This is a genomic window from Sorangium aterium (assembly GCF_028368935.1).
GTDB lineage: Bacteria > Myxococcota_A > Polyangia > Polyangiales > Polyangiaceae > Sorangium > Sorangium atrum.
This window is the reverse complement of sequence record NZ_JAQNDK010000001.1, coordinates 1,758,021-1,779,873: the sequence shown is the minus strand read 5'-3', so window position 1 is coordinate 1,779,873 and position 21,853 is coordinate 1,758,021. Positions and strand designations below refer to the sequence as shown.

At 73.2% G+C, this 21,853-nt stretch carries 16 protein-coding genes; 6 read left to right on the top strand and 10 right to left on the bottom strand.

The annotated features are described in order from the left end of the window. Positions 1-142: 142 nt before the first annotated feature. Positions 143-664 (bottom strand): ion channel, encoded by a 522-nt coding sequence (locus tag POL72_RS06460; RefSeq protein ID WP_272094143.1) that lies wholly within the window; start codon positions 662-664, stop codon positions 143-145. Positions 665-815: 151 nt separating this feature from the next. Here POL72_RS06460 and POL72_RS06455 point away from each other — a divergent pair, with 151 nt between their 5' ends. After that, positions 816-2,135: a DUF5690 family protein gene (locus POL72_RS06455; RefSeq protein ID WP_272094142.1), complete on the top strand. Its 1,320-nt coding sequence runs from the start codon at positions 816-818 to the stop codon at positions 2,133-2,135. 73 nt (positions 2,136-2,208) lie between these two features. On the opposite strand, the gene POL72_RS06450 is transcribed toward POL72_RS06455, so the two are convergent. Both POL72_RS06450 and POL72_RS06445 read right to left on the bottom strand, forming a co-directional pair. Next, positions 2,209-3,705: a vWA domain-containing protein gene (locus POL72_RS06450; protein ID WP_272094141.1), complete on the bottom strand. Its 1,497-nt coding sequence runs from the start codon at positions 3,703-3,705 to the stop codon at positions 2,209-2,211. 330 nt (positions 3,706-4,035) lie between these two features. Then, the gene (locus POL72_RS06445) at positions 4,036-4,548 is read right to left on the bottom strand and encodes a hotdog fold domain-containing protein (RefSeq protein ID WP_272094140.1); all 513 of its coding nucleotides are present in this window, start codon (positions 4,546-4,548) and stop codon (positions 4,036-4,038) included. Between the two features lie 446 nt (positions 4,549-4,994). Between POL72_RS06445 and POL72_RS06440 the strand changes: the two genes are divergently transcribed. Beyond that, positions 4,995-6,287 (top strand): RNA polymerase sigma factor, encoded by a 1,293-nt coding sequence (locus POL72_RS06440; protein ID WP_272094139.1) that lies wholly within the window; start codon positions 4,995-4,997, stop codon positions 6,285-6,287. A gap of 40 nt (positions 6,288-6,327) precedes the next feature. Here the strand turns inward: POL72_RS06440 and POL72_RS06435 are convergent, their stop codons facing one another. The 3 genes from POL72_RS06435 to POL72_RS06425 are packed head-to-tail and all read right to left on the bottom strand — an operon-like array spanning position 6,328 to position 10,303. After that, positions 6,328-8,595, bottom strand: coding sequence for a hypothetical protein (locus tag POL72_RS06435; protein ID WP_272094138.1), 2,268 nt, complete (start codon positions 8,593-8,595; stop codon positions 6,328-6,330). Then, complete coding sequence (locus tag POL72_RS06430) at positions 8,592-9,992, bottom strand: hypothetical protein (protein ID WP_272094137.1); 1,401 nt, start codon at positions 9,990-9,992, stop codon at positions 8,592-8,594. The genes POL72_RS06435 and POL72_RS06430 overlap by 4 nt, the downstream gene beginning before the upstream one ends. Then, on the bottom strand, positions 9,989-10,303 hold the full coding sequence (locus POL72_RS06425) for a hypothetical protein (protein ID WP_272094136.1): 315 nt from the start codon (positions 10,301-10,303) through the stop codon (positions 9,989-9,991). Before POL72_RS06425 ends, POL72_RS06430 begins: the two co-directional genes overlap by 4 nt. A 428-nt stretch (positions 10,304-10,731) precedes the next feature. Between POL72_RS06425 and POL72_RS06420 the strand changes: the two genes are divergently transcribed. Further along, positions 10,732-14,157 carry a protein kinase domain-containing protein gene (locus tag POL72_RS06420; RefSeq protein WP_272094135.1) on the top strand — a complete coding sequence of 1,142 codons (3,426 nt, stop codon included), beginning with the start codon at positions 10,732-10,734 and terminating at the stop codon, positions 14,155-14,157. A gap of 128 nt (positions 14,158-14,285) precedes the next feature. After that, positions 14,286-14,993, top strand: a complete 708-nt coding sequence (locus POL72_RS06415) for a hypothetical protein (RefSeq protein ID WP_272094134.1) — start codon at positions 14,286-14,288, stop codon at positions 14,991-14,993. Between the two features lie 13 nt (positions 14,994-15,006). Here the strand turns inward: POL72_RS06415 and POL72_RS06410 are convergent, their stop codons facing one another. Next, positions 15,007-15,996, bottom strand: coding sequence for a helix-turn-helix transcriptional regulator (locus POL72_RS06410; protein WP_272094133.1), 990 nt, complete (start codon positions 15,994-15,996; stop codon positions 15,007-15,009). A gap of 116 nt (positions 15,997-16,112) precedes the next feature. On the opposite strand from POL72_RS06410, the gene POL72_RS06405 reads away from it, so the two are divergent. Further along, positions 16,113-16,568 (top strand): GFA family protein, encoded by a 456-nt coding sequence (locus POL72_RS06405; protein ID WP_272094132.1) that lies wholly within the window; start codon positions 16,113-16,115, stop codon positions 16,566-16,568. A gap of 76 nt (positions 16,569-16,644) precedes the next feature. On the opposite strand, the gene POL72_RS06400 is transcribed toward POL72_RS06405, so the two are convergent. Further along, complete coding sequence (locus tag POL72_RS06400; protein ID WP_272094131.1) at positions 16,645-16,830, bottom strand: WYL domain-containing protein; 186 nt, start codon at positions 16,828-16,830, stop codon at positions 16,645-16,647. Between the two features lie 82 nt (positions 16,831-16,912). Between POL72_RS06400 and POL72_RS06395 the strand changes: the two genes are divergently transcribed. Continuing rightward, positions 16,913-17,368 (top strand): GFA family protein, encoded by a 456-nt coding sequence (locus POL72_RS06395; RefSeq protein ID WP_272094130.1) that lies wholly within the window; start codon positions 16,913-16,915, stop codon positions 17,366-17,368. 67 nt (positions 17,369-17,435) lie between these two features. On the opposite strand, the gene POL72_RS06390 is transcribed toward POL72_RS06395, so the two are convergent. Together POL72_RS06390 and POL72_RS06385 are read right to left on the bottom strand one after the other, a co-directional pair. Next, the gene (locus POL72_RS06390; RefSeq protein WP_272094129.1) at positions 17,436-19,745 is read right to left on the bottom strand and encodes a PAS domain S-box protein; all 2,310 of its coding nucleotides are present in this window, start codon (positions 19,743-19,745) and stop codon (positions 17,436-17,438) included. Between the two features lie 214 nt (positions 19,746-19,959). Beyond that, complete coding sequence (locus POL72_RS06385) at positions 19,960-21,321, bottom strand: SGNH/GDSL hydrolase family protein (RefSeq protein ID WP_272094128.1); 1,362 nt, start codon at positions 21,319-21,321, stop codon at positions 19,960-19,962. Between the last annotated feature and the right edge of the window lie 532 nt (positions 21,322-21,853).

Sequence of the window (21,853 nt, the reverse complement as noted above, 5' to 3'; positions counted from 1 at the left end):
CCGACGGACCGATCTCCGGCGCAATCGAGGGTGCTCTACAGGGCTCATGGGAAGGTCTGCGGCAAAACACCTTGGGTCAGGTGCCCCGGACGTCGACAGCACGGTTGTGCTCGACGGCGTCGTCGGCTCGGCCCGCGGCCGCTCACCGCGGCGCGCGCAGCGCCTCGAGGATCCCGTCCAGTCGCTCGATGATCGCCCGGCTCTCGGCCTCCGCTCCCTGCGGCGTGCTGAGCGCGGAGGCCGCGAGCGTCGGTCCGCACGTCATCACGAAGGACGCGATCGCCTTGCCCGCAGCGGTGCGCGCGAAGATGTCGGCGTAGCCGACGGACAGGCAGGTCGAGATGAACAGAAGGGCGTCCATGAAGCTCTCGCACCGCGGGTTCTCGCCGTGCTCGGCGAGGTAGAAGAGGTACGAGCAGCCGAGGATCATCACCGCGAGCGAGTCGAGGGGATCGCGCGTCATCGCGCTCCGGAAGCGCTGCTTCAGCTGGTCGTACGAGAGCTCGCCCGCTCCCCCGACGGCGAGGCCCATCGCGACCAGGGCGGCTGCGCCGCGCAGCCTTTCATCCCGCCCGAACGCCGGGGCCGCCCGCCCGGCCGAAGGGGCGGCGGCCACGACATCTTCCAGGATCTTCCTTGCGGCGAGCGATGACGGGTCTGCCAAGGCGTGCCCTCCCTGACCAGGCCGCAGGCCGCGGCGCGGGATCCATGTCTCGCACGGACGCAGGCGGAAGGGAACCGGCCGCGCTCCTCACTGAAAATCCATGCGCGCGCTGCGCGGCCGCGACTACCCTCGCGCCTTCCTCGGAGCTCCCATGCCGGCCCAGCGAAGCGTGACGAAATGGCTCGAGCGAGCCCCCGCGCCGGTGTTCACGGCCTTCGCCGTGATCGCCGCGTTCGCGACCTACTTCTGCATGTACGCCTTCCGCAAGCCGTTCGCGGTCGGCTCCTACAAGGGGATGGTCGCGCTGCCGCTGCTCCCCGCGCTCGACCTGAAGAGCCTCTACATCATCGCCCAGGTGCTCGGGTACTGCGCCTCCAAGTTCCTTGGCATCAAGATCGTCTCCGAGATGCCGCCCGAGCGGCGCGCGCTCGCCATCCTCGCGTGCATCGGGGTGAGCGAGGTCGCGCTCGTCCTGTTCGGGCTCGCGCCGGCCCCGTACGCCGCCGTCTTCCTGGTGCTGAACGGCCTGCCCCTCGGCATGGTCTGGGGGCTCGTCTTCGGCTTCCTCGAGGGGCGCCGCGTGAGCGATCTGCTCGGCGCCGGGCTCTGCGCCAGCTTCATCGTCGCGAGCGGCTTCGTAAAGACCGTTGGCAAAATCACGCTCGGCTGGGGGGTCCCGGAGGTCTGGATGCCGGCGGTGACGGGGGCCCTCTTCTTCCCGCCGCTGCTCCTCTCGGTGTGGATGCTCGCGCAGATCCCTCCGCCGTCGGTGGACGATGAGGCGCTCCGGACCCGGCGCGCGCCGATGGACAGCGCCGCGCGGCGCGCGTTCGTCCTCGCGAACGCGGGCGGGCTCGCGACCCTCGTCCTCGGCTACGTCGTCCTCACCGCCTACCGCGATTTCCGGGACAACTTCGCCCGCGAGATCTGGGACGCCCTCGGCTACACCGACCAGCCGGCCATCCTGACGACGGCCGAGATCCCCGTGGCGATCGGCGCGCTCCTCTCGGTCGCGGCGATGATCGGCATCCGCAACAACCGCACGGCGCTCGCCGCGATCCACGGCGTCATGGTCGCCGGGGCGGCGCTCGCGGGGCTGAGCACCGCGCTCTACCAGGCGGGGGTCATCGGCCCTGTCGCCTGGATGATCAGCGTCGGGCTCGGGCTCTACGTGGGGTACGTCCCGTACAACTGCGTCCTCTTCGACCGGCTCATCGCGGCCGTGGGCTCGGTGGCGACGGCGGGCTTCCTGATCACCGCGGCCGACGCCTTCGGCTACCTCGGGAGCGTGGCGCTCCTGCTCTACAAGAGCTTTGGCCAGGCGAAGCGCTCGTGGATCGAGTTCTTCCTCGGCTTCAGCTACGCGACCGCGCTCGTCTGCGGGGCCCTCTTCGCCGCCTCTGCGGTGTACTTCTGGCTGCGCACCCGCGGCCCGGCCGCCGCCGCGCGGCCCGCGGCGCTCGACGCCTGAGCGCGCCGCCCGCTGCCGGCCGCGCGGGCGAGCAACGGGGGGCGCGTGGCGCCGCTGTGCGTGGGGGAGGGGCTCAGTTGACCGGAGGGATCTCGGTCTTGCAGCCGACCTGGAGCTGGACCTGCCCGCCCGCCTGGAAGCGGGTGCAGGTCGCGGGGCACATCACGATCTTCGTCGGCGTGCCGCCGGTCGTGGGGTCGATGTCGTAGTACCAGCCGCCGGCGGTCGCGTCGCAGCGCGCCTCGCTGGCCACGTAGAAGATGGTCGACGGGTCGGCGCCCTCTGGCGGCGTGTGCTGGACGTTGAGCGTCCCGTAATCGAGCGTCTGCCCGGCGGACGGCGCCGGGACCTGGTACTCGCACGCGAGGCTCGTCCCGCGGATCGCGCTGAGCGCGTCGAGGAACGCCTGCGTCACGTCGGAGCTCGTGTCGATGAAGTAGGCGGACGTCGTCCCGCCGCCCTCGGCGATGCGGTTCATCGTGTCCTGGGCGCCGTCGTCGTCCCTGCCGAAGACGCCGATGACGAAGGTCGAGATGCTCGGCGAGCCGCTCAGCCCCCCGGCCGCGATCTCCGCGATACCGTCGGCGGACGTGGGATTGCACTCGGTGGGCATCCCGTCGGTGGCGAGCACGGTGACGACCCTGTGGGTCGGGTTCGCCTCGGCGTGGGCCCGGGCCTGGGCGATCGCGCCGGAAAGGGCGCCGGCGGTGGGCGTGCCCCCGTCGGGGAATGTCCGGCTGATCGACCCGATGAGCTCGTCGGCCCAGGCGGCGTCGAGCGGCGCGATCGCGACGTCGGGCGTCGCGTAGTCCTCGGTGACGCACGAGTACGGGTGCGCGCAGGTGCTCCGGGACAGCTTGTTGCACGTGCCCGCGCGGCCGGGACAGCGCTCGCCGATCTCACCGCAGATGGTGTTGGTGTTCTGGGAGCACACGCCGAGGTCGACGCACGTGTCGCCGTCCGGGCAGTCCGAGTCGGCGACGCAGACCTGGATGCCCGCGCGGGACTCGAACGAGCTGCGACAGCCCCGGAGCGCGCACGGCCCGCTGACGCCGCACTCCTCGTTGCTCCTGCAGCTCGTGGGCAGGTCGGCGTTGAGCAGAGGGAAGTACTGGAGCCCGACGCCGAGCCCCTCGGACTTGGGGTCGGTGAAGAAGGCCTCGAGCGCGTCGGTCACGGCGTCCCACTTGGAGCCGCCGGTCGCGAGCCGATCTCTCATCGACCCCGACGAGTCGAGCATGATGTAGAGGTCGAGCGGCACGAGCTCCGCCGTCTTCGTCTCCCCGGCGCACGACGCCCCGCCGCCGGCGCCCTCGCCGGCGCCGCTGCTGGGCCCGGTGGTGATCTCTCCAGGCCCGTCGGTGCCAAATCCGGTGCTCGTGTCTCCGCCTGTTCCCGAGCCGCTCCCCGAACCATTCCCCGAGCCATTCCCCGAGCTCGCGTTGGCGCCGGCGCCCGCTCCCCCGGCGCCCGCTCCGCCGGAGACCGAGCTGTCGGACCCCCCGCACGCCGCGAAGATCACGCTGATCCCCGTCGCGGCGAGCGCCACCCTCGTTGACCGGTTCCTCATGAGAAGAATCGAAACACCCTGGAAGCGCTTTGTCGAGCGTGTTGACTCGAACCCTCTTTCCGGACCCTGGCTCGATGTGGGACGGGGTGAGACGCTTCGAGGTCAGGCGACAGCTGAGCTCCCCATGTGCTTGCGGGTACAGGATTGCTCCGAAGCACAGGATTGCTCCGGACCGCAAGGTGCTTTGGAGCACAGGGCTGCTCCGGGGCATAGGGCTCCGCCGGAGCGCAGGGGGCTTTGGCGTACAGGGCGGGCTCCGGCGCGTGGCGCTTTGCCGGAATGCAGGGGGCGGGAGCGCCCGGGGGCTCCGGGGCCGGCGCGTCGCCGAGCTCAGGGGTGCTTCTTCGGACCCACGAGGCTGCGGAGGACGGCGCGGGCGACCTCGGTCCCCGTCGCGTCGCGCAGGCTCACCGGGATATCGTACTCCCTGCGCTCGCTGGTCTCCGGGAGAGGGCACTCGCAGACGGCGCGGATCGTCCCGCGGGCCTTCTTCAGGTACTCGATCGAGAGGCCCGCGACGATGAACCGGGCGTCGTCGGGCAGCGCGTAGGACAGCGCCGTGTTGCCGGTGAGCTCGGCGAGGTTGACGAGCGCGACGGCGTGCACCGAGCGGAGGTGGTTGCGCAGCCCCGGCCGGTCGCGCATCGACACCTCCGCGCGGCCGCGCTCGAGGACCTCGACCTCGGCGCGGATCGTCCCCGTGTACGGGGCCATCGCGCCGATGAGCCTGCTGAACAGGCGCTTGCCCCCTGGCAAGGGGCTCAGCTTGTCCCAGACGTCGCGGATGGTGTTGCGGCGCGAGGTCGCCGCGAGCGATGCGAGAGAGAAGTCGGTGAGCTTCATGCGCTGGAGCCGCGGGGCGGGGGCGGCAGCCTGCCTCGAATCGCGCGCGGGCGCACCCGGAATCCCAGGCCAGCCGGCGCGTCCCGGCGCCGCCTCGAGCCGCAACCCGGGTGCGGAACGATACATTCTCCGTATGAATTGTATTTCATTATGCCATTCGAAATTCGGATGGGTCCGGAGCGCCCCGGCGCCCCGTTCTCGCGAGGATTTTGCGGCATTTCCGGCCTCCGGACGCCCGCGAGCAGCCGTACGGCCCCCCGTCCGTCGCCCGTGGCCTGCCTCGGGCGGCAATCTCCCTTCCGTGCCCGGAACTGGACTTGTGTATGACAAGACCTCGACGCCCGGGCCAAGGCGGTCCACCCGAGAAAGAGCGCGCTTTCGAGCTTCTCTTTCGTGAGCAAACATCCGCGCTCGTAGGGCGCTGGCTGACGGGCCTGGGGGTCCCGTTGCGCGATCGCAAGGACCTCGCGCAGGAGGTCCTGTTCGCGGCGTTCCTCAGCTTCAACAAATACAACCCCGAGATCTCCCGGCCCGAGCGCTGGCTGAACAGGATCACGGTCCACACGGCCTCGCACTACCTGCAGCGGGCCCAGCACCGCTACGAAGAGCTCCTGCCCGACGACGAGATCCCCCCCCTCGTCGACCCCGCCAAGACCTCGGAAGAGCTGCTGATCTCGGATCAGGAGCGGCTCGTCGTGCTGGAGCTCATGCAACAGCTCGACGCCGATGCGCACTGGATCCTGGTCGGGCACGATCTCCACAGCATCCCGATGGCGGATCTCGCGCAGCAGCGCGGCATTCCGCTGTCCACGGCGTACAAGTGGCGCGCGCGCGCCATCCGCCTGTTCCACGACATCGTCGTGAAGCGCCGGCGCGAGGACCGGAAGCGGGAGGGCTGGCGCCTCGTGCTGCCCCTGGATCTGGCGGCGCTCCTCGCCACCGCGCGGATCTCGCCGCGCGTGCCCGACGACGTGCGGGTCTCGATCCTCCGCGGCGTGCAGGAGTCGGTGGGGGCGCTCAAGGCGGGCAGCGCCGGGAACGCCGCCGGGGGCGTCGGCCAGGCGCTGAGCGACGCCGCGACGTGGCTCAAGGGCCTCGCGAAGCTCGTCCAGCTGCCCGCCCTGGGCGCCGCGCGCCTCGTCGTCGCGGCCACGGCGGCGGCGGCCACGGGGGCGGCCTGGCTCGCGCTCAAGGCACCGGCGCCGCCTCCGCCGGAGGTGCAGCACGTCGTGCCCGCGCTCGTCGCCGCCATGCCGCCGCGCCGGCCCGCCGAGCCGCCGGCGCCGCTCGCCGAGCCGCCGGCGCCGCTCGTCGAGCTTCCGGCGGCCCCGGCGCCCGTCGAGGCGCCGCGGCGGAGCCCCGCGGCCCGGCAGCGAGCGCGCGTGCCGGCGCCCGACCGGGGGGAGCGCGCGCCGGCGCCGGCCGCCGCCGAGACGATCGAGAAGCTCAAGATCGAGATCGACGGGCCTGGCAGCAATCACGACATCGCCCTGTTCGACGCGGTCACCGAGGCGCTGCAGGCGCGCGATCCGGGCCGGTCGATCGCGGCGCTCCAGCGCTACGAGCGCGAGATGCCGAACACCCTCTTCGCGTCGGAGCGCAAGGTGCTCTGGATCCGGGCGTTCGTGATCGCGGGGCGCTTCCCCGAGGCGCGCGCCCTGCTCGAGGAGGTGCGGCTCGATACCGCGATCCAGCGGCGGACGATCGAGGAGCTGGACACGATCCTGAACCGCCGGTGAGCGGGCGACCGGGCCGCCGCGGGCTCTGCGCCGCGGCGGCTCAGTCGCCGGCGTAGGTGCCGAAGCTCGCCCGGCCGCTCGTGGAGACCTGCGGGGCGGCCTGGCCGACCTGCACGACCGCGGACACGAACGCGGCGGGCTTGAGGCCCTCGTCGGGCCCGGCGTCGTTGGTGATGTACTCCAGCCCGAGCCCGGCCAGGAAGCCGAACGACGTGGTGTTGCCGCCCGAGCCGAGGATGGGGATCGTCGGCGCGACGCCGACGTAGCCGAGGAGGCCGACCCGCCCCTCGCCGAGCGTCTGCACGAAGCCGCCGAGCTGCGCCGCGATCGGGAAGGCCCGGCGCTCCACGGGGTCGTAGCGGTCGATCGCGAGCGCGACGCCGACGGCGCTGAGCACGCTCCGCGTGACGAGGGGCTTCTCCACCCACGGCGCGCGGGTGACCTGCAGCGTCGCCAGCATCGCCGGGACGGTGAGGTACGCGCGGAAGCAGGTCCCCGCGGCCTCGAGCGTCTGGAAGTTGTCCTCGCCGCACAGCGGGACCGAGTGGATCGCCACCGATCCCACGAGGCGCCGGGCGCGCTCCGGCTCGCCGGGCTCGTTCGAGCGCAGCGAGCTCGCGACGCGGCCCGCGTCGGAGACGAGCACCACCTTGCCCTGCGGGCTCAGCGGATCGCTGTAGACGGCCAGCCGGAGCCGCGCGTCCCCGTCGAAGTCCTCGGCGAGCGGCGGGAGCGGGAACTCCGCGCTGCTCGGCGTGACGATCCACGTGCCGTTCTGGAGGAGCTCGATCGGCGTGCCGCCCCGCATCTGATCGGTGCGCGTCAGCGAGACGTAGAGCGCGAGCGGCGCCACGAGCCGGTGCTTGGCCTGGCCCGTCAGCCGGATGCGGCAGTTGCCCAGCCGGAGCGGCGCCGGCGAGATGACGACAGCGCCGTGCGCGAGCGGCTGCGGCCCGGGGCGCGATGGATCCACGTCGGGCGCCCGGCGAGGAGGCGGCAGCCCGGCCGGCGGCGCGGGCGCTTGCGGGGCCTGCTCCGCTGCGCCGGGCTGCGCCGTCGGACCGGTCTGCGCCGCCGTCGGAGGCCGCCGGCCGGCGCCTGCGCCGCCCTGGACCTGTCCGGCCGCGCGAGGAGGGCTCCGGATGCCTGGCGGGGCAGGGGACGGCGCCCGCGGCCCGGGCGGGCGTGCGCTCCCGGGCGGCGGGGTGCTCCCGGCGTCGGTGCGGGGCGCGATCGGCGTGGGGCCGCAGTCGACCTTCAGGTCGTCGGCGAGCGGATCGGGGAAGAGGAGCCGCGCGGGGTTCGACTCGACGAGGTTCTCGAGCGGCGGGATGGTGACCCGGTACGTCGCGTTGACGACGTTGCCCGCCGCGGGCGCGTGGAGGTTGAAGGCGGTGACCCGGAGCCAGCCGCCGCCCGGGAAGACGCGGAGGATCTTGCCATCGGGGCGCCCGCAGCCGCCCGAGGCGACCTCGAGGACCGGCACGGTGAACGTGCGCTGGAACGGCTGCACGCGGGCGTTGCCGCAGCTGTCGACGATGGCGAGGTAGTGGAAATCGGCCATCTCCGATTGCTTCGGCCACTGCATGCCCAGCGTGAGCTCGCCGGCGTCGGCCGGCGGCGGCTCGGGCCGGCCGTCGCGGCAGACGTCCACTCGCTCAGGCGACAGCGGTGACGGCGCGCCCGGCGCGGCGGGGGCGCCCACGGGAGACCGCGGGGCGTCGGCGACCGGGCGGTAGGCGCAGACGTGCCGGTACGAGCGGCGGCCGAGCAGCACCGGGTCGAAGTCGAGCAGGCGCTGGCCGTCCTCGGTGAGCCGCCCCCACACCGTGAGCGGCAGGGGCAGCGTCGGGGTCTGGAGCTTGATCGAGCGCAGCATCTGGTCGCCGATGGCGCTCTGCCCGGGATCCCCGGTCTGCGCCGCGCAGCCGCCGCCGCTGCACAGCCAGCGGCCGCCGCGGCGCGCGGCCTCGATCGGGACCGGATCGGTGTCGCGGACGCTCATCCAGACGCGGCGCGCGTCCGGGAAGATCTCCGGCCCGCCGGCCGACGACGCGGCGGCGCTGGCGGTGCCCGGCGGCGCGCGCACGACCTGCAGGCTGCCGCCGAAGTCGGCGGGGACGGCCATCGGCGCCGCGTCGGTCGAGCGCTTCAGGGTGGCCGGCGTGGCCGCCTCCGGCGTCGCCTCTTCTTCGGTCTCCCCTGTGTCCGCCTCGGGATCGTCCTGCGCCGGCGCGGTGGCGGGCGCGGCGAGCGCGATCGCGAGCGCCGCGGCCGACAGGAACATGGCGGATCTGCGTGCGCTCACGGCGAGCCTCCCCCTCCGGCGCCCGGCTCGGGCTCCGGCTCAGTCTCCGTTTCGGTGTCCGCTTCCGGCTCCGGCTTCCGCGTGACGGTGATGGGCTCGGAGGAGCACTCCGGGCTCGCGAGCAGGCGGGGCGTCACGCGGAGCGTCGTCGTCCCCGGCGCGACCGCGACGCCCTGGATGATCGTCGCCTCGCTGTCCTCGCCGCGCAGGGTCACGGACGCCTCGCCGAGCGCGATCACCTGGTCGTCGCCGACGGTCAGGTCGACGGGGACGGCGATGCGCACGCGCTCGGCGTTGTAGGCGCTCACCTCGAAGAGATCGCCGGGCGTCCCCGCGGCGACGACGCTCCGGAGGGCGCGCACGCGGAGCAGGCGCGGCTCGGGGTCGACCGTGAGCGAGGGGATCGGGTCGAGCGCCTTCTGCCCCGAGCTCACGGCGATCTTCACCTCGCCGCCGAGGTCGCTGAAGCACAGGATGAAGGGCGGGCTCTCCCCGGTCGCGCCGAGCAGCACGCGCAGGCGTGAGGTCCGCTCGCGGCAATCGGGGGTGAGCGAGAGGGCGGCCTCGCTGTGCAGCGACTCGATGATCACGGGCGCGTGCTCCACGACGCCCGGCGCGTTCAGGGGAGGCGACGCGCGGACGCGCGCCTCGCGCGCCCGGATCGCGCCCGGCCGCCAGGTGGCGCCGAGATCGTCCGGCAGGGGGCCGATCGTGCACCTGAGGGGGACGTAGGTCGCGAGCACCCGGTCGCTGTCGCCGATGCCCCCCGCGATGAGCGCGAAGTTGGTGGCGTCCTCCGGCAAGCCCGCGGGGAGGACGGTGATCGGGAGCTCCTCGGTGCGGTCGGCCCACGAGACGACGAGCCGCGCCTCGCCGGACCAGTCGCCCTCCGAGGCGGCGGTGAAGCGGGCGTAGCCCTGGGTTCCGGCGGTGCAGCGGAACGCGCCGTCCTTCGTGCCGCACGAGGCCCCAACTTCCTGGTCGTCGCCCGCGGGGTGCAGCGCGAGCGCCTCGCTCGGGACGGCGCGGACCTCGACGTAGCCGCCGTACGCCGGCTCGTTCGCCTCGGTGAGCTTGAGCGAGACAGCGGTCGACCAGGGGCTCTGGCGGGGCAGCACCGGCTTGCCCGCCTCGTCGAGCGTGTCGGCGGCGAACAGCGGCCCGGCGACGTCGGCGCGGAGCTCGACCTGCCCGCTCCCGGCGAGGGGGTAGCCGCGCTCGATGCAAGCCGAGGCGAGCGAGGCGAGGAGGATCGCGCCGGCGGCCGCCGCGAGGAGCGGCGCGCTCGGTAGGCGTGGGCGGCGCGGGCGGCGCGGGTCGTGCGGGCGGCGCGGGCGAGCTTTCGCGTGGAGCGCGCGTGGGCAGGAGCGGGGCACGACCGGCCGGGGCGCGCTCACTTCTGGTAGATCTCGGTGTACTCGGTCCCGAGCGGGTGGCGGTGCCAGGCGTAGGCGCTCTGCGGGAACCCGCTCTCGTCGGTGTAGTCGCAAGGGCCGAGCTCCCACTCGGTGTGCCAGACGCTCGCGCCCGTCGCGGGGTCGACGGACATCCCGTGGGCGGTCACGTCGCTCTCCGGCTCGGCAGGGTCGTGCACGACGTGCGTGGCCTCGTCGAGGTAGCGCTCGAGGACCGCGATGGGGATGCGCGCCACGCGCTTGCCGGGCATCGGGATGAGGAACACGTCGCTCTTGTCAACGGTGCTGGTCATGGAGCTCTCTCCGGGCGAGCAGCGGGGGGGCGGCGTCCCGGGCCGCGGAGCGCAGGCTCCGTGGCCGCGGGTCGCGCCGGAGCGCGGGCTCTCACCGGTGCTCGGCGCCGTCCCTCCAACGCGGCGCCGAGCATACCCGCTTCCCGCAACGCGAGGGAGCGCTTCGCGCGGCGCGGGCATGCGGGTGGACATCGCGTGTCCGGTGGCGCCGACCACCGGCGCGATCGCGTCGTTCGATGTCATGGACATGCCCTCTCCCTCGCGCGGATCCGCCCCGCGGGCGCGTCGCGCGGGAGCGCTGCGCGGGAGCATCGCGCCGGGAGATCGACGCGGAACGGAAGCCGCCGGCGGGCGGGGCGCCGGCGCCCCCTGTGGTAAGCTGCCTCCGCCGTGGCCCCTCCCGAGCTCGTCCCGGTCGCGGCCGCCTCATGCTCTCTCCGGATTGCCCGCTCGTCCTTGGTGGCCGCTACCGTCTCCTGAGCGAGATCGGCCGCGGCGGCGCGGGCGTCGTGTACATGGCCGACGACCTCGACGGAGGCGGTCGGGTCGCGGTGAAGGTCCTGCTCCGGACGCACGCGGCCGGCACGGCGGCGGCCTCCCGGTTCGAGCGCGAGATCCGGGCCATGCGGCTCCTCGACGCGCCCGGGTTCGTGCGCATGCTCGACGCCGGCTCCGCCCGCGAGCTCGACGATGCCCCCTTCCTGGTGATGGAGCTGCTCCGGGGCCACGACCTGGAGCAGCTCGTCACCACCCAGGGCAGGCGCTCGCCCGGCGAGGTGCAGCGCTGGCTCGGCGAGGTCGCCGAGACCCTGGAGCTCGCCCACGCGCGGGGCCTCTCCCACCGCGATCTCAAGCCCGCGAACCTCTTCCTCGCGCTCGGCGACGACGGGCGGGAGCGCGTGAAGATCCTCGACCTCGGCCTGGTCAAGGCGGTCGACCCGGGCGCGCTCGGCGCGTCGGGCGGCATCACCGCGACGGGCACGGCGATCGGCACGCCCATCTACATGGCCCCCGAGCAGGCGCGCGGGCGCTCGGACCAGATCGGCCCGGCGGCGGACGTGTGGGCGATCGGCCTCATCGCCGTCCGCCTGCTGACCGGCGACATCTACTGGACCGCGAACAGCATGGCCGAGCTGATGGCGGCGCTCCTCGTGATGCGGCTCTACCCGCCGTCGACGCGCTGGCGGTGGCTTCCGCCCGCGTTCGACGCGTGGTTCCTGCGGTCGTGCGACCGCGACCCGGCCGGGCGCTTCCCTTCGGTCCGCCAGCAGAGCCTCGCGCTGCGCGCCGCGCTCGAGGGCTCCTCGGCGGCCGCCGAGCCGCCCGGCGCCGGCGGGCCGGCGTCGCGGGGGGGCGGCGTGTCCGCGGACATGCTCAGCACCGACACCATCGAGCTCGCAGGTACGGTCGAGGCCCCGCCCCAGGCGCTCGCCGGCGGCGCGCACCGCGACTCGGACCGCTTCCTGCCGCCTCGCCTCGATGGCACCTCGCCGCCCGGCCTCCACGGCGCTCCGCCGCCCGGCCCCCACGGCACGTCGCCCCACGGCCTCTCCGGCGCTCCGCCGCGCGGCACCACGCCGCCGCCCGGCTCCTACAGCACGCCGCCGCTCGGCCTGTTCGGCTCGCCGGAGGCCGAGCGGCCGCGCCACAACCTGCCGGTCCAGCGCACGCCGTTCGTGGGCCGCGCCCGCGAGCGCGCCGAGATCGCCGCGCTCCTGCTCGACCCGAGGGCCGGGCTGCTCACGCTCACCGGCGTCGGCGGCACCGGCAAGACCCGGCTCGCGCTCCAGGTCGCCGAGGAGCTCGTCCCCGCGTTCCCCGGCGGCGTCTGCTTCGTGCCCCTCGCGTCGCTGTGCGAGGCGGCGCTGGTGCCCTCGGCGATCGCGCAGGCGCTCTGCCTCGGCGAGGGCGGCGCGCGGCCGGACCTCGAGCGCGTCGTCCAGTTCCTCCGCGACCGCCGCCTGCTGCTCCTGCTCGACAACCTCGAGCACCTGACGGCCGCGGCGCCGGCGATCGCGCACCTCGCCGCGAGCTGCCCGCACCTCTCGCTCCTCGTGACGAGCCGCGCCGCGCTGAACCTCTCGGGCGAGCGGCGCTACGTCGTGCCGCCGCTGGAGGTGCCGGAGCCGCGCGACGTCACGGTCGACGCCGCGCTGGCGAGCTCGGCGGTGAGCCTGTTCTGCCGCCGGGCCGCCGCGATCAAGCCCGGCTTCCAGCTCGGCCCCGACAACGCCGCGGAGATCGTGGAGATCTGCGCGCGCCTCGACGGCCTGCCGCTCGCGATCGAGCTCGCCGCGTCGCGCCTGCGGGTCCTCACCCCCGCGGCGCTGCTCTCGCGCTTCGGCGACCGCGGGGCCGCCGGGCGCGCCTCCGCGCCCGCGGGCTCGTTCCGCCTGCTCACGGGCGGCGCGCGCGATCTGCCCGAGCGCCAGCAGACCATGCGCGCCGCCATCGACTGGAGCTACGGCCTCCTCGATCCGGAGGAGCAGCTGGCCTTCCGCACGCTCGCCGTGTTCGCGGGCGGCTTCTCGCTCGCCATGGCGGACCAGATGTGCGCCTTCCGCGATCCGGCGCTCGACGCGCTCGGGATCCTCGAGTCGCTGATCGACAAGAGCCTCGTGCTCCAGGTCGCGGGCGAGGAGCCGCGGTTCCAGATGCTCACGATCCTCCGCGAGTACGGCCTCGATCGGCTCGCGGAGGAGGGCGCCGCGGCGGCGTGCAACCGGCGCTTCGTCGAGCTGTCGCTGGAGCTCGCCGACAGGGCGGCCGAGGCGCTCGGCGGGACCGAGCAGGCCGCGTGGCTCGCGGCGCTCGATCTCGAGCACGACAACCTCCGCCTCGCCCTGGAGCTCGCGCTCGCGGGCGCCGACGCGGGCGCCGCGGTGCGCCTCGCCGCCGCGCTCTCGCGGTTCTGGTACATCCACGGGCATTACCAGGAGGGCCGCGCGTGGCTCGGCCGGGCGCTCGCGGGCGCCGCGGGCGTCGCGCCCGAGCACGTGGCCTCGGCGCTCCGGGGCGCGGGGCGGCTCGCGCTCCTCCAGTGCGACTACCGCGAGGCGCGCGCGCTGCTCGAGCGGGGCGCGACGCTCTACCGCGAGCTCGGGGACGAGGGCGGGCTCGCCTCGGTGATCCAGATCCTCGGGAGCGTCGCCCGGGAGCAGGGCGACTACGAGCGCGCGCTCGCGCTGCACGGCGAGAGCCTCGCGCTGGCCACGCGCCGCGGCGACACGCTCGAGGCGGCGCGCGCGCTCGGGTACTCGGGCTTCGCGGCGTGGCTCTCGGGCGACACCGCGCGCGCGGAGGGCGCGTGCCGCCTCGCCCTGCCGGAGCTCCGCCGCGCGGGCGATCGCGAGGGGACCGCGACGGCGCTGCTCTACCTCGGCTGCGCGGCGCTCTACCGCGGGGAGCTCGGCGAGGCGGCCCGCCTCTGCGAGGAGAGCGAGGGCCTGTCGCGGCAGGTGAAATTCAAGGAGGGGATCGCCTGGACGAGCAACATCCTGGGCCTCATCGCCATCGAGCGCGGCGATCTCGCCCTCGCGGAGCGGCGCCTGCGGGCGAGCCTGCGGCTGCACCGGGAGCTCGGCGATCTCTGGCGCTCCGCGAGCGTCCTGGAGGCGCTGGCGCGCGCGGCGGTCCGGGCGGGGAAGGCGGAGCGCGGCGCGCGCCTGCTCGGCGGCGCCGCGGCGCTTCGCGAGGACATCGGCACGCCGGTGCCGCCCATCGAGCGGCCGGCGCTCACCGAGTGCGCCGCGGCCGCGCGGGCGGCGCTGGGGGGAGCGGTCCACGAGGCCTGCCTCCTCGAGGGCCGGGGCGCTGGGCTCGACGCGACGATCGCGGCGGCGCTCTCGGAGTGAGCCCTTTCGCGTCGCGTGAGGGAACAGGTCTTCAACGCGAGTGAACGGGGCGGTTCGAGCAGGATTTTGCGCCCTGGAAACAGTGCGGTCCGCTTCCGTCGTCGAGCGCGCCGTGCTCGATGGTGGACATGAAGAGCGCACGATGGTTGTTCGCAGGGTTGATCGGGATGATGTTGGCCTTGCCCGCATGCTCCGATGACACGCAGGAAGGCTCGGGCGGCGGCACGGGAGAGGGCGGCGGCGGCACGGGAGAGGGTGGCGGCGGCAGCACGGGAGAGGGTGGCGGCGGCGGCACGGGAGAGGGTGGCGGCGGCGGCACGGGAGAGGGCGGCGGCGGGACAGGCGGATTCACGGTCACCGGACCGATCTCCGGAGAGACGGCTCCAGAGGACGCCGTGGTGGCCGTCGTCTGGGTGGTGAGCTCGTCCAGCCCCGACTACGGCTTCCGCTTCGGCGAAGGGACGGTCTCCGGCGCGACGTTCACCGTCGGCTTCGGGTCGGCGCCGCCGCGCGAGGCGATCAACAGCAACGGTGTCGGCATGGGCTTCGTCATGCTCCTCGCGCCGGGCACCCAGGTGCCCGAGGGCGAGATCGACTCCGATGTGCTCGATGCAGCGCTCCTCGGGGCGAGCTCGCGACACGTCATCGTCTGGCACGAAATCGCCGGCCAGGGATTCGGCTGGTCCGAGAGCTTCCCGGCCGGGTTCGGCTGCGGCAAGTGCGTCGCGGCGCCGCAGGGCGAGGGGTTCGACTCCTACGAGCCGGTCGATTGCTCTGAAGTGGAAGTCCAGGCCACCTCGGACCCGGATTCGCTCGAGTTCTGCAACTGGACCTGACGTCGCGACCCGCTCACCGCGCGCCCGAGCCTTCTCCCGCCGCCCCGCTCCGCCCCGCGGCCCGGCCGAGGCGCTCGGCCAGGCGGCGGAGCTGGTCGATGAGCTCCTCGGGCTCGTGCACCTCGAACTCGAACCCCATGAACCCGAGGTGGAACGCGAGCGCGTCGAGGCTCCCGCCGCCGGTGTGGACCACGCAGCGGTCCGGGGCCAGGTCCTCGATGCGCCCCGCCACGCCCGAGAGCCGCTCCGAGACGGCCTGCGCGGGCGCGTGCACGGTCACGCGCGCGCGGATCGGGTAGGCGTCCGTGGAGACCGACTTCGACACGTAGGCGGCCACGTCCTCCGCGGGCAGCGGGCGCGGCTTGAAGCGGCCCGCGGTCTTCGGCCTTCCCTGGATGCGATCGACGCGGAACGTCCGCCATGCGCCGCGATCGAGATCGTACGCGAGCAGATACCAGCGGCGGCTCGTGTGCACGAGCCGGTACGGCTCGACGGCGCGCGTGCTCGCGGCGCCGCTGGCGCTGCTGTAGTCGAAGCGCAGGGCCTCGGCGTCGCGGCACGCGTTCGCCATGACGGCGAGCGCGTCCGCGTCGACGGTGGGGCCGCCGTCGCCCAGCCGCACGCTCACGGCGCCCAGCGCGGTCACCTTGCGCCGGAGACGCTTGGGGAGCACCTGCTCCAGCTTCCCGAGCGCGCGGACCGACGCCTCCTCCAGCCCCCTCACGGGCCCCGTCGCCGCCGCGCGCAGCCCCACCGCGACGGCGACGGCCTCGTCGTCCTCGAGCGGCAGCGGCGGCAGCTCCTTCCCGGCGCCGAGCTGGTATCCGCCGCCGATGCCGGTGGCCGCGTGGACCGGGTACCCGAGGCTCCGGAGCCGGTCCACGTCGCGCCGGACGCTGCGCTCGGTGATCGCGAGCTCGCGGGCCAGCTCGCCGCCCGTCCAGAAGCGCCGGGATTGGAGCAGCGACAGGAGCTTCAGCAGCCGCGCGGAGGTCTGGACCATGTGCCGCCTCTCTCCTTGCGGACCGAATCTGTCCGCAACCCAGTCTAGCTTCCTCTCATCCCGCAGGCGAGGCGCCCGAAGGCGCCCCGCCCGCCCAATCCCTGGAGCTACCGCCCATGAGCAACGCCGCTTCCGAGCACACGACGACGACCCCCGGCCTCCGGACCTACAAGGGCAGCTGCGTCTGCCGCGCCGTCCGCTTCGAGGCCGACTTCGACCCGAGCGCCGGGACGACGCAGTGCAATTGCACGATCTGCACGAAGACGAGGGCGTGGGGCATCATCGTGAAGCCGAGCGCCTTCCGCCTGATCGCCGGCGAGGAGGTCCTCGGCGACTACTCGCGGTACGAGGCCGGACATGCCCGGTTCTGCAAGACCTGCGGCATCCGCGTCTTCGGGCACGGGAACATCCCGGAGCTCGGCGGCGAGTTCTGCTCCGTGAACCTGAACTGCCTCGACGACGCGGACCTCACCGGTGTCCCGGTGGTGTACCTCGACGGGCTCCACGATACGTGGGCGCCGATCGGCTCCACGACGTACGTGAGTCCGTTCTCCGCCGCAAAGGTGGCTTGAGTTGGAGCGAGTTGGAGCGCGCCGCGGCTCGGCCTCGCCGCTGCGATGACGACGGCGCTCTCGGCGCGAGCGGCGCTCAGCGCCCGCCGGCGTCGTCGGGGAGCCCGTCGGCGGCCTTCGGTCTGCCCTGGGTGCGATCGACGCGGAACGTCCGCAATGCGCCCCGATCGAGATCGTACGCGAGCAGGTACCAGCGGCGGCAGGCGCGCGGAGGTCTGGACCATGTGCCGCCTCTCTCCTTGCGGACCGAATCTGTCCGCAACCCAGTCTAGCTTCCTCTCATCCCGTCATCCCGCGGGCGAGGCGGCCGATGGCCCCCCGCCCAATCCCTGGAGCTACCGCCCATGAGCAACGCCGCTTCCGAGCACACGACGACGACCCCCGGCCTCCGGACCTACAAGGGCAGCTGCGCCTGCCGCGCCGTCCGCTTCGAGGCCGACTTCGACCCGAGCGCCGGGACGGGGCAGTGCAACTGCACGATCTGCGCGAAGACAAGGTGGTGGGGCATCATCGTGAAGCCGAGCGCCTTCCGTCTGCTCGCCGGCGAGGAGGTCCTCGGCGACCACTCGCGATCGGAGGCCGGCCATGCCCGGTTCTGCAAGACCTGCGGCATCCGCGTGTTCGGGCACGGGCACCTCCCGATGCTCGGCGGCGATTACTGCACCGTGAACCTGAACTGCCTCGACGACGCGGACCTCACCGGCGTTCCGGTGGTGTACGTCGACGGGCTCCACAACACGTGGGCGCCGATCGGCTCCACGACGTACGTCGATCCGTTCGCCGCCGCGAAGGTGGCTTGAGCCGGAGCGCGCCACGGCTCGGCCTCGCCGCTACGATGAACGACGGCGCTCTCGGCCTGAGCGGCGCTCAGCGCCCGCCGGCGTCGTCGGGGAGCCCGTCGAGCAGCGGAACGAGCACCCTGGCGTCGATCGGCTTGACGAGGTGCAGCCGGAAGCCCGCTGCGTCGCTGCTGCGCTTGTCGCTGTCCTGGCCGTAACCGCTGAGGGCGATCAGGATCGGCGGGGCGTCCTGGAGGCGCGTGTGGAGCTCGCGCCCGAGCGTGTAGCCGTCCATCACGGGCAAGCCGATGTCGAGGATGGCAATCTGGGGCCGGAAAGCGTCCACGAGCGACAGCGCGCGTGACGCGTCGTGAGCGATGCGCACCTCGTGGCCGCTCTTGCTCAGCATCTCCGCGATCAGCTCGGCGCCGTCTCGGTTGTCGTCCACGACGAGGACGCGCCGGCGCCGCGCCTGCGGCGGCCTCGATTGCGGCGGGCGGGCCTCGGGCGCCGCCGAGGGCGGGGCCGCCGCCGCCGGAAGGCGCACCGTGAACTCGCTCCCTCGACCGACGCCGGCGCTCTTCGCGCTCACGGCGCCCCCGTGCATCATCGTCAGCGTTCGCACGAGGGACAGCCCGAGGCCGAGCCCGCCCAGGGCCCGGTCCGAGCCACGTTCGCCTTGCACGAACATCTCGAACACGTGGGGCAGCAGGCTCGAATCGATGCCCTCGCCGTCGTCCCGGACGCGCAGCACGACGTCGCCGCCCTCGCGGCGGGCGGTCACCTCGATGTGGCCTCCGGGCGGGGTGTAGCGCGCGGCGTTCGTGAGGAGGTTGTTGACCACCTGGGTGAGGCGCACCTCGTCGCCCTCGATCGCGAGGCCCTCGGCGGGCACCGACACGGTGAGCTCGTGCCTTCGCTGCGAAACGAGCGGCTCGGTCGCCTCGACCGCCTGCTCCACGACCCTCGCCAGCTCGAGCCACTTCTTCGACAGCGTGACCTTGCCGCGCGCCACCCGCGCGACGTCGAGCAGGTCGTCGACGAGCCGTATCAGGTGCTGCGCCTGGCGCGCGATCACCTCGCGTTCGCGCGGCGTCGCGACGTTGCCGCGCAGCTCCATCAGCTGGACCGCCGTGAGGATGGGGGCGAGGGGATTGCGGAGCTCGTGCGACAGGAGCGCCAGGAACTCGTCCTTCTGGCGCGCCACCTCGTGGAGCCGAGCCTCTGTCTCCTTGAGCCGCGTCACGTCGATGAGCGCGCCGATGGCGCCGCGCGGCTCGCCGCTCGGCTCGCGCAGCGTCACCGCCCCGCCGTACAGGTGGATCGCGCGCCCGCCCGGGAACTCGAGCACGATCTCGTGGGGCCTCACCTCGTCGCCGCGCGCCGCCCGCTGGAGCGGAAGCTCCCCCGGGGGCACGTCCACGCCGTCGACCAGCACCTTGAACCCGCGGTCGTCTCCCGCGCCGAGGGCCGTCCGTGCCAGGTTCTGCCCAGGATCGCTCCCGAGGAGCGCGTGCAAGGCGCGGTTGCCGTGCAGCTCCTGGCAGCCAGGGTCGCGGGCGACGAGCACCGCGGCCGGGACGGCATCCATCAGCACCGCGAGCTCATCTGCGCGCGCTCGCGCGAGCGCCTCGCTCTCTCGCAGGGCGGCCTCGGCGGCCAGCCGCTCGGTCGCGTCGGTCGACACGGTGACGAGGCACGGCTCGCCGCCGACGTCGATCGGCGCGCTGGACAGCACGAGGGTGAGCACGCGCCCGTCCTTGCGGACGCAGGCGACCTCGACCTCCGCGCCCGAGCTCAGGAGCGCCAGGGTCGATGCGTGCTGCGGCGCCGTCCAGATGCCGAGGAGCACGGGGTTCTTGCCGAGGACCTCGTCGCGCGAGAAGCCGGTCATCCTGAGGAAAGCGTCGTTGACGCTCAGGAGCATCCCGTCCGACACGCGCGTGATGACCGTCGGCTGGGGATTGAGGCTGAAGACCGCCTCGAACCTTCGCTCGGACGCGCGGAGCGCTTGCTCCGCCTCCTTTCGATCGTGCATGTCGAACACGGCGGCCACCCACCGCGTGACCTTGCCGTCGTCGCCCCGGATCGGCGCCACCCGGCCGAGGTGGAAGCGATAGACACCCGCCCGGGTGCGGAGCCGGTACTCCATCTCGCAGGTGCTGGAGGTGGAGAGGGCCGCGGCGAAGCACCGCTGCACGTGCTCCCGATCGTCGGGGTGCACGGCCGCGAGCGCGCCCTTGTCCCGGAGCGACTCCTCGCGGCTGAGGCCGGTGAGCTCCGTCCATTGATCGTTGACCCAATCCAGGCGCCCCTCGGCGTCGCACGTCCAGATGATCTGAGGCAGCGCGTTGGCGAGCTTCCTGTAGTCCCCCTGATCGCCGTCGTCAGAGCTCATATCCCCTCGACGCGTGATACCGGCCTTTCACGCCCAGATCACATCCGACCAGGACAATCTCGTTCGTCTCGGGCGGCTTGATCGGCGCACGGACGGGCATGATAAGGCCACTTATCATGTGTGGCGCCCACAGACAATCATTGCATCTCGGGCGCTCGCCCCGGCGAAGGCACGGGCGCGCGGGGGCTCGAAGGCGAGCGCGCTGTGCGCGGCGTTACGGAGAGGTCGCTTTGACGACGCCGTTGATGATCGCGTCCAGGTCGACGGCGTTCGCCATCGCCTGGTACCCGGCGTCGTTCGGGTGCAGCTTGTCAGCGTCGTAGGCCGGGAGCAGGCGGCTCGGCTCGGCCGGGTCGCGCAGGGCCTTGTCGAAGTCGATCACCCCGTCGAAGGCGCCGCTCGTGCGGATCCAGGCGTTCAGCTTCTGCCGCTCCTGCTCGCCCTTGGCGGTTCCATAATCGCCCTTGTAGGTGCCGGTCGAGCCGGCGAACGGCACCAGGGTGCCGCCGTAGATCTTGAGCCCGGCGGCGCGGGCAGACTGGATGATCTGCTGGATCGTCGGGATCAGATCCGCGGCCTTGGCGGAGCGATCGCCGATGTCGTTGATGCCTGCCAGCAGGATGATCGCGCGCGCTCCGGGCTGGGTCAGCGCGTCGCGCGCGAGGCGGGCAGGGACGGGGTACCCGAACTGGAGCTGGGGACGGACGGTGAGCAGCTCGTTCCCGATGATCCCGGCGTTCACCACGGCGAGGGTCGGCCCCTTCCGGCTGGCGAGGCGCTGCGCGAGGTAATCGGGGTAGCGATGGTTGTCGTTCTTGGTCGACAGATATCCATCCGTGATCGAATCGCCGAGCGTGATCAGCGTGCCGACGACGTCCGGCGAGGCCTTGACGTCGACGCCCGATACGGCCATCCAGCACGAGATCTTCCGCGTGAACTGCTTGTCGGCGCCGTTCCCTGTCTGGTTGCCCGAAGCGAGGAAGTTGTCCTGTGCCGCAAAGTAATGTTGCGTGATCGGCCCTGTCTTGACCGGAAGGTGGACGTTCACCGCCAGCGTCTGCAGCGGCTGGACCTTCAGCGCCACGGGGTCGCTCACCGCCTCGCCGCCCGCGGCGATGAGGATCGATGTCTGGCCTCCGAAGCGCAGCGGTTGTGAGGTCCCCGCGACCGTGGCCGCGCCGCCCGCCGAGAGCGCGACCGACGCAGAGCCCACCTTGAGCGGCTCGCTGCCGCCCGCGTTGGAGATGCGCACGCGCACGGAGCTCCCGCCGGCGCTCACGCGGACGATGTTCCGGACCGTCTGGTCGGCGAGGCCGACATCCGAGGGACAATCCTGCGAGTTGAACGTGCCGCCGGGCGTCGGGCTGCTGTGCCAGGCGGAGACCCATCGCCCCTCTGGCGCCTTGTCCGCGGCCAGCGCGGGGCGCCCCGGCGCGGCGGTCATCAGCGCGGTCGCCGCGGCGATGAGGGGACCTCGCGGCGAGGGGCGGCGCTTCGGTCCGGGCAGATCGAGCGAGGAGCGGCGAGCGTCGCGGCGCGCCGAGGTGACTCCGTGGTGTCTCTGTTTATGTCCCATCGGTTCTATCTCGTTGGTTCGCGTGGAGCGCGGAGAGCTCCCCTGGCTCCTCGGGGGCCGCGCGCTCGCTTCGCCCGGCGTGATCCTCGAAGCTGCGGCAGATGGGCCGAAGCTCGGGGCCGTGGCGCGGCCAGGAGGCAGGCTGCCAGCGCGGGGAGGCGGGGAGAAGGAAATGCAAACACTTCGGGGGCGTCAAGCCCGATCTGCCCGGGAGGACAGCGCGCTTTTCTGCGAGCCGATTCGCCCTGGAAAAATGACGTGGTATCGAAACTCGCCCACGCACAGAAGAGGCCGCCGTCGGCTCTCGCGGGCCTCGGTGCTCGGCAGCGGAGTAGCAAGTCGCGAGCCCCGGGTTCGCCGCTCGATGGTGGGAGCGCCGCCTGCTGCGCGCGCCGAGCGTGCGTTGATGAGAGATGAGAGCGGCCGGGGCGAGCCGCTCAGAGCGCCGCGCTGAGCTCCTGTCGCTGGCGAGCGTGAACAGATCGGCATTCGGGGAGGGCATTCCCCATCGGCCTGTCCACGTTGGCGCTGC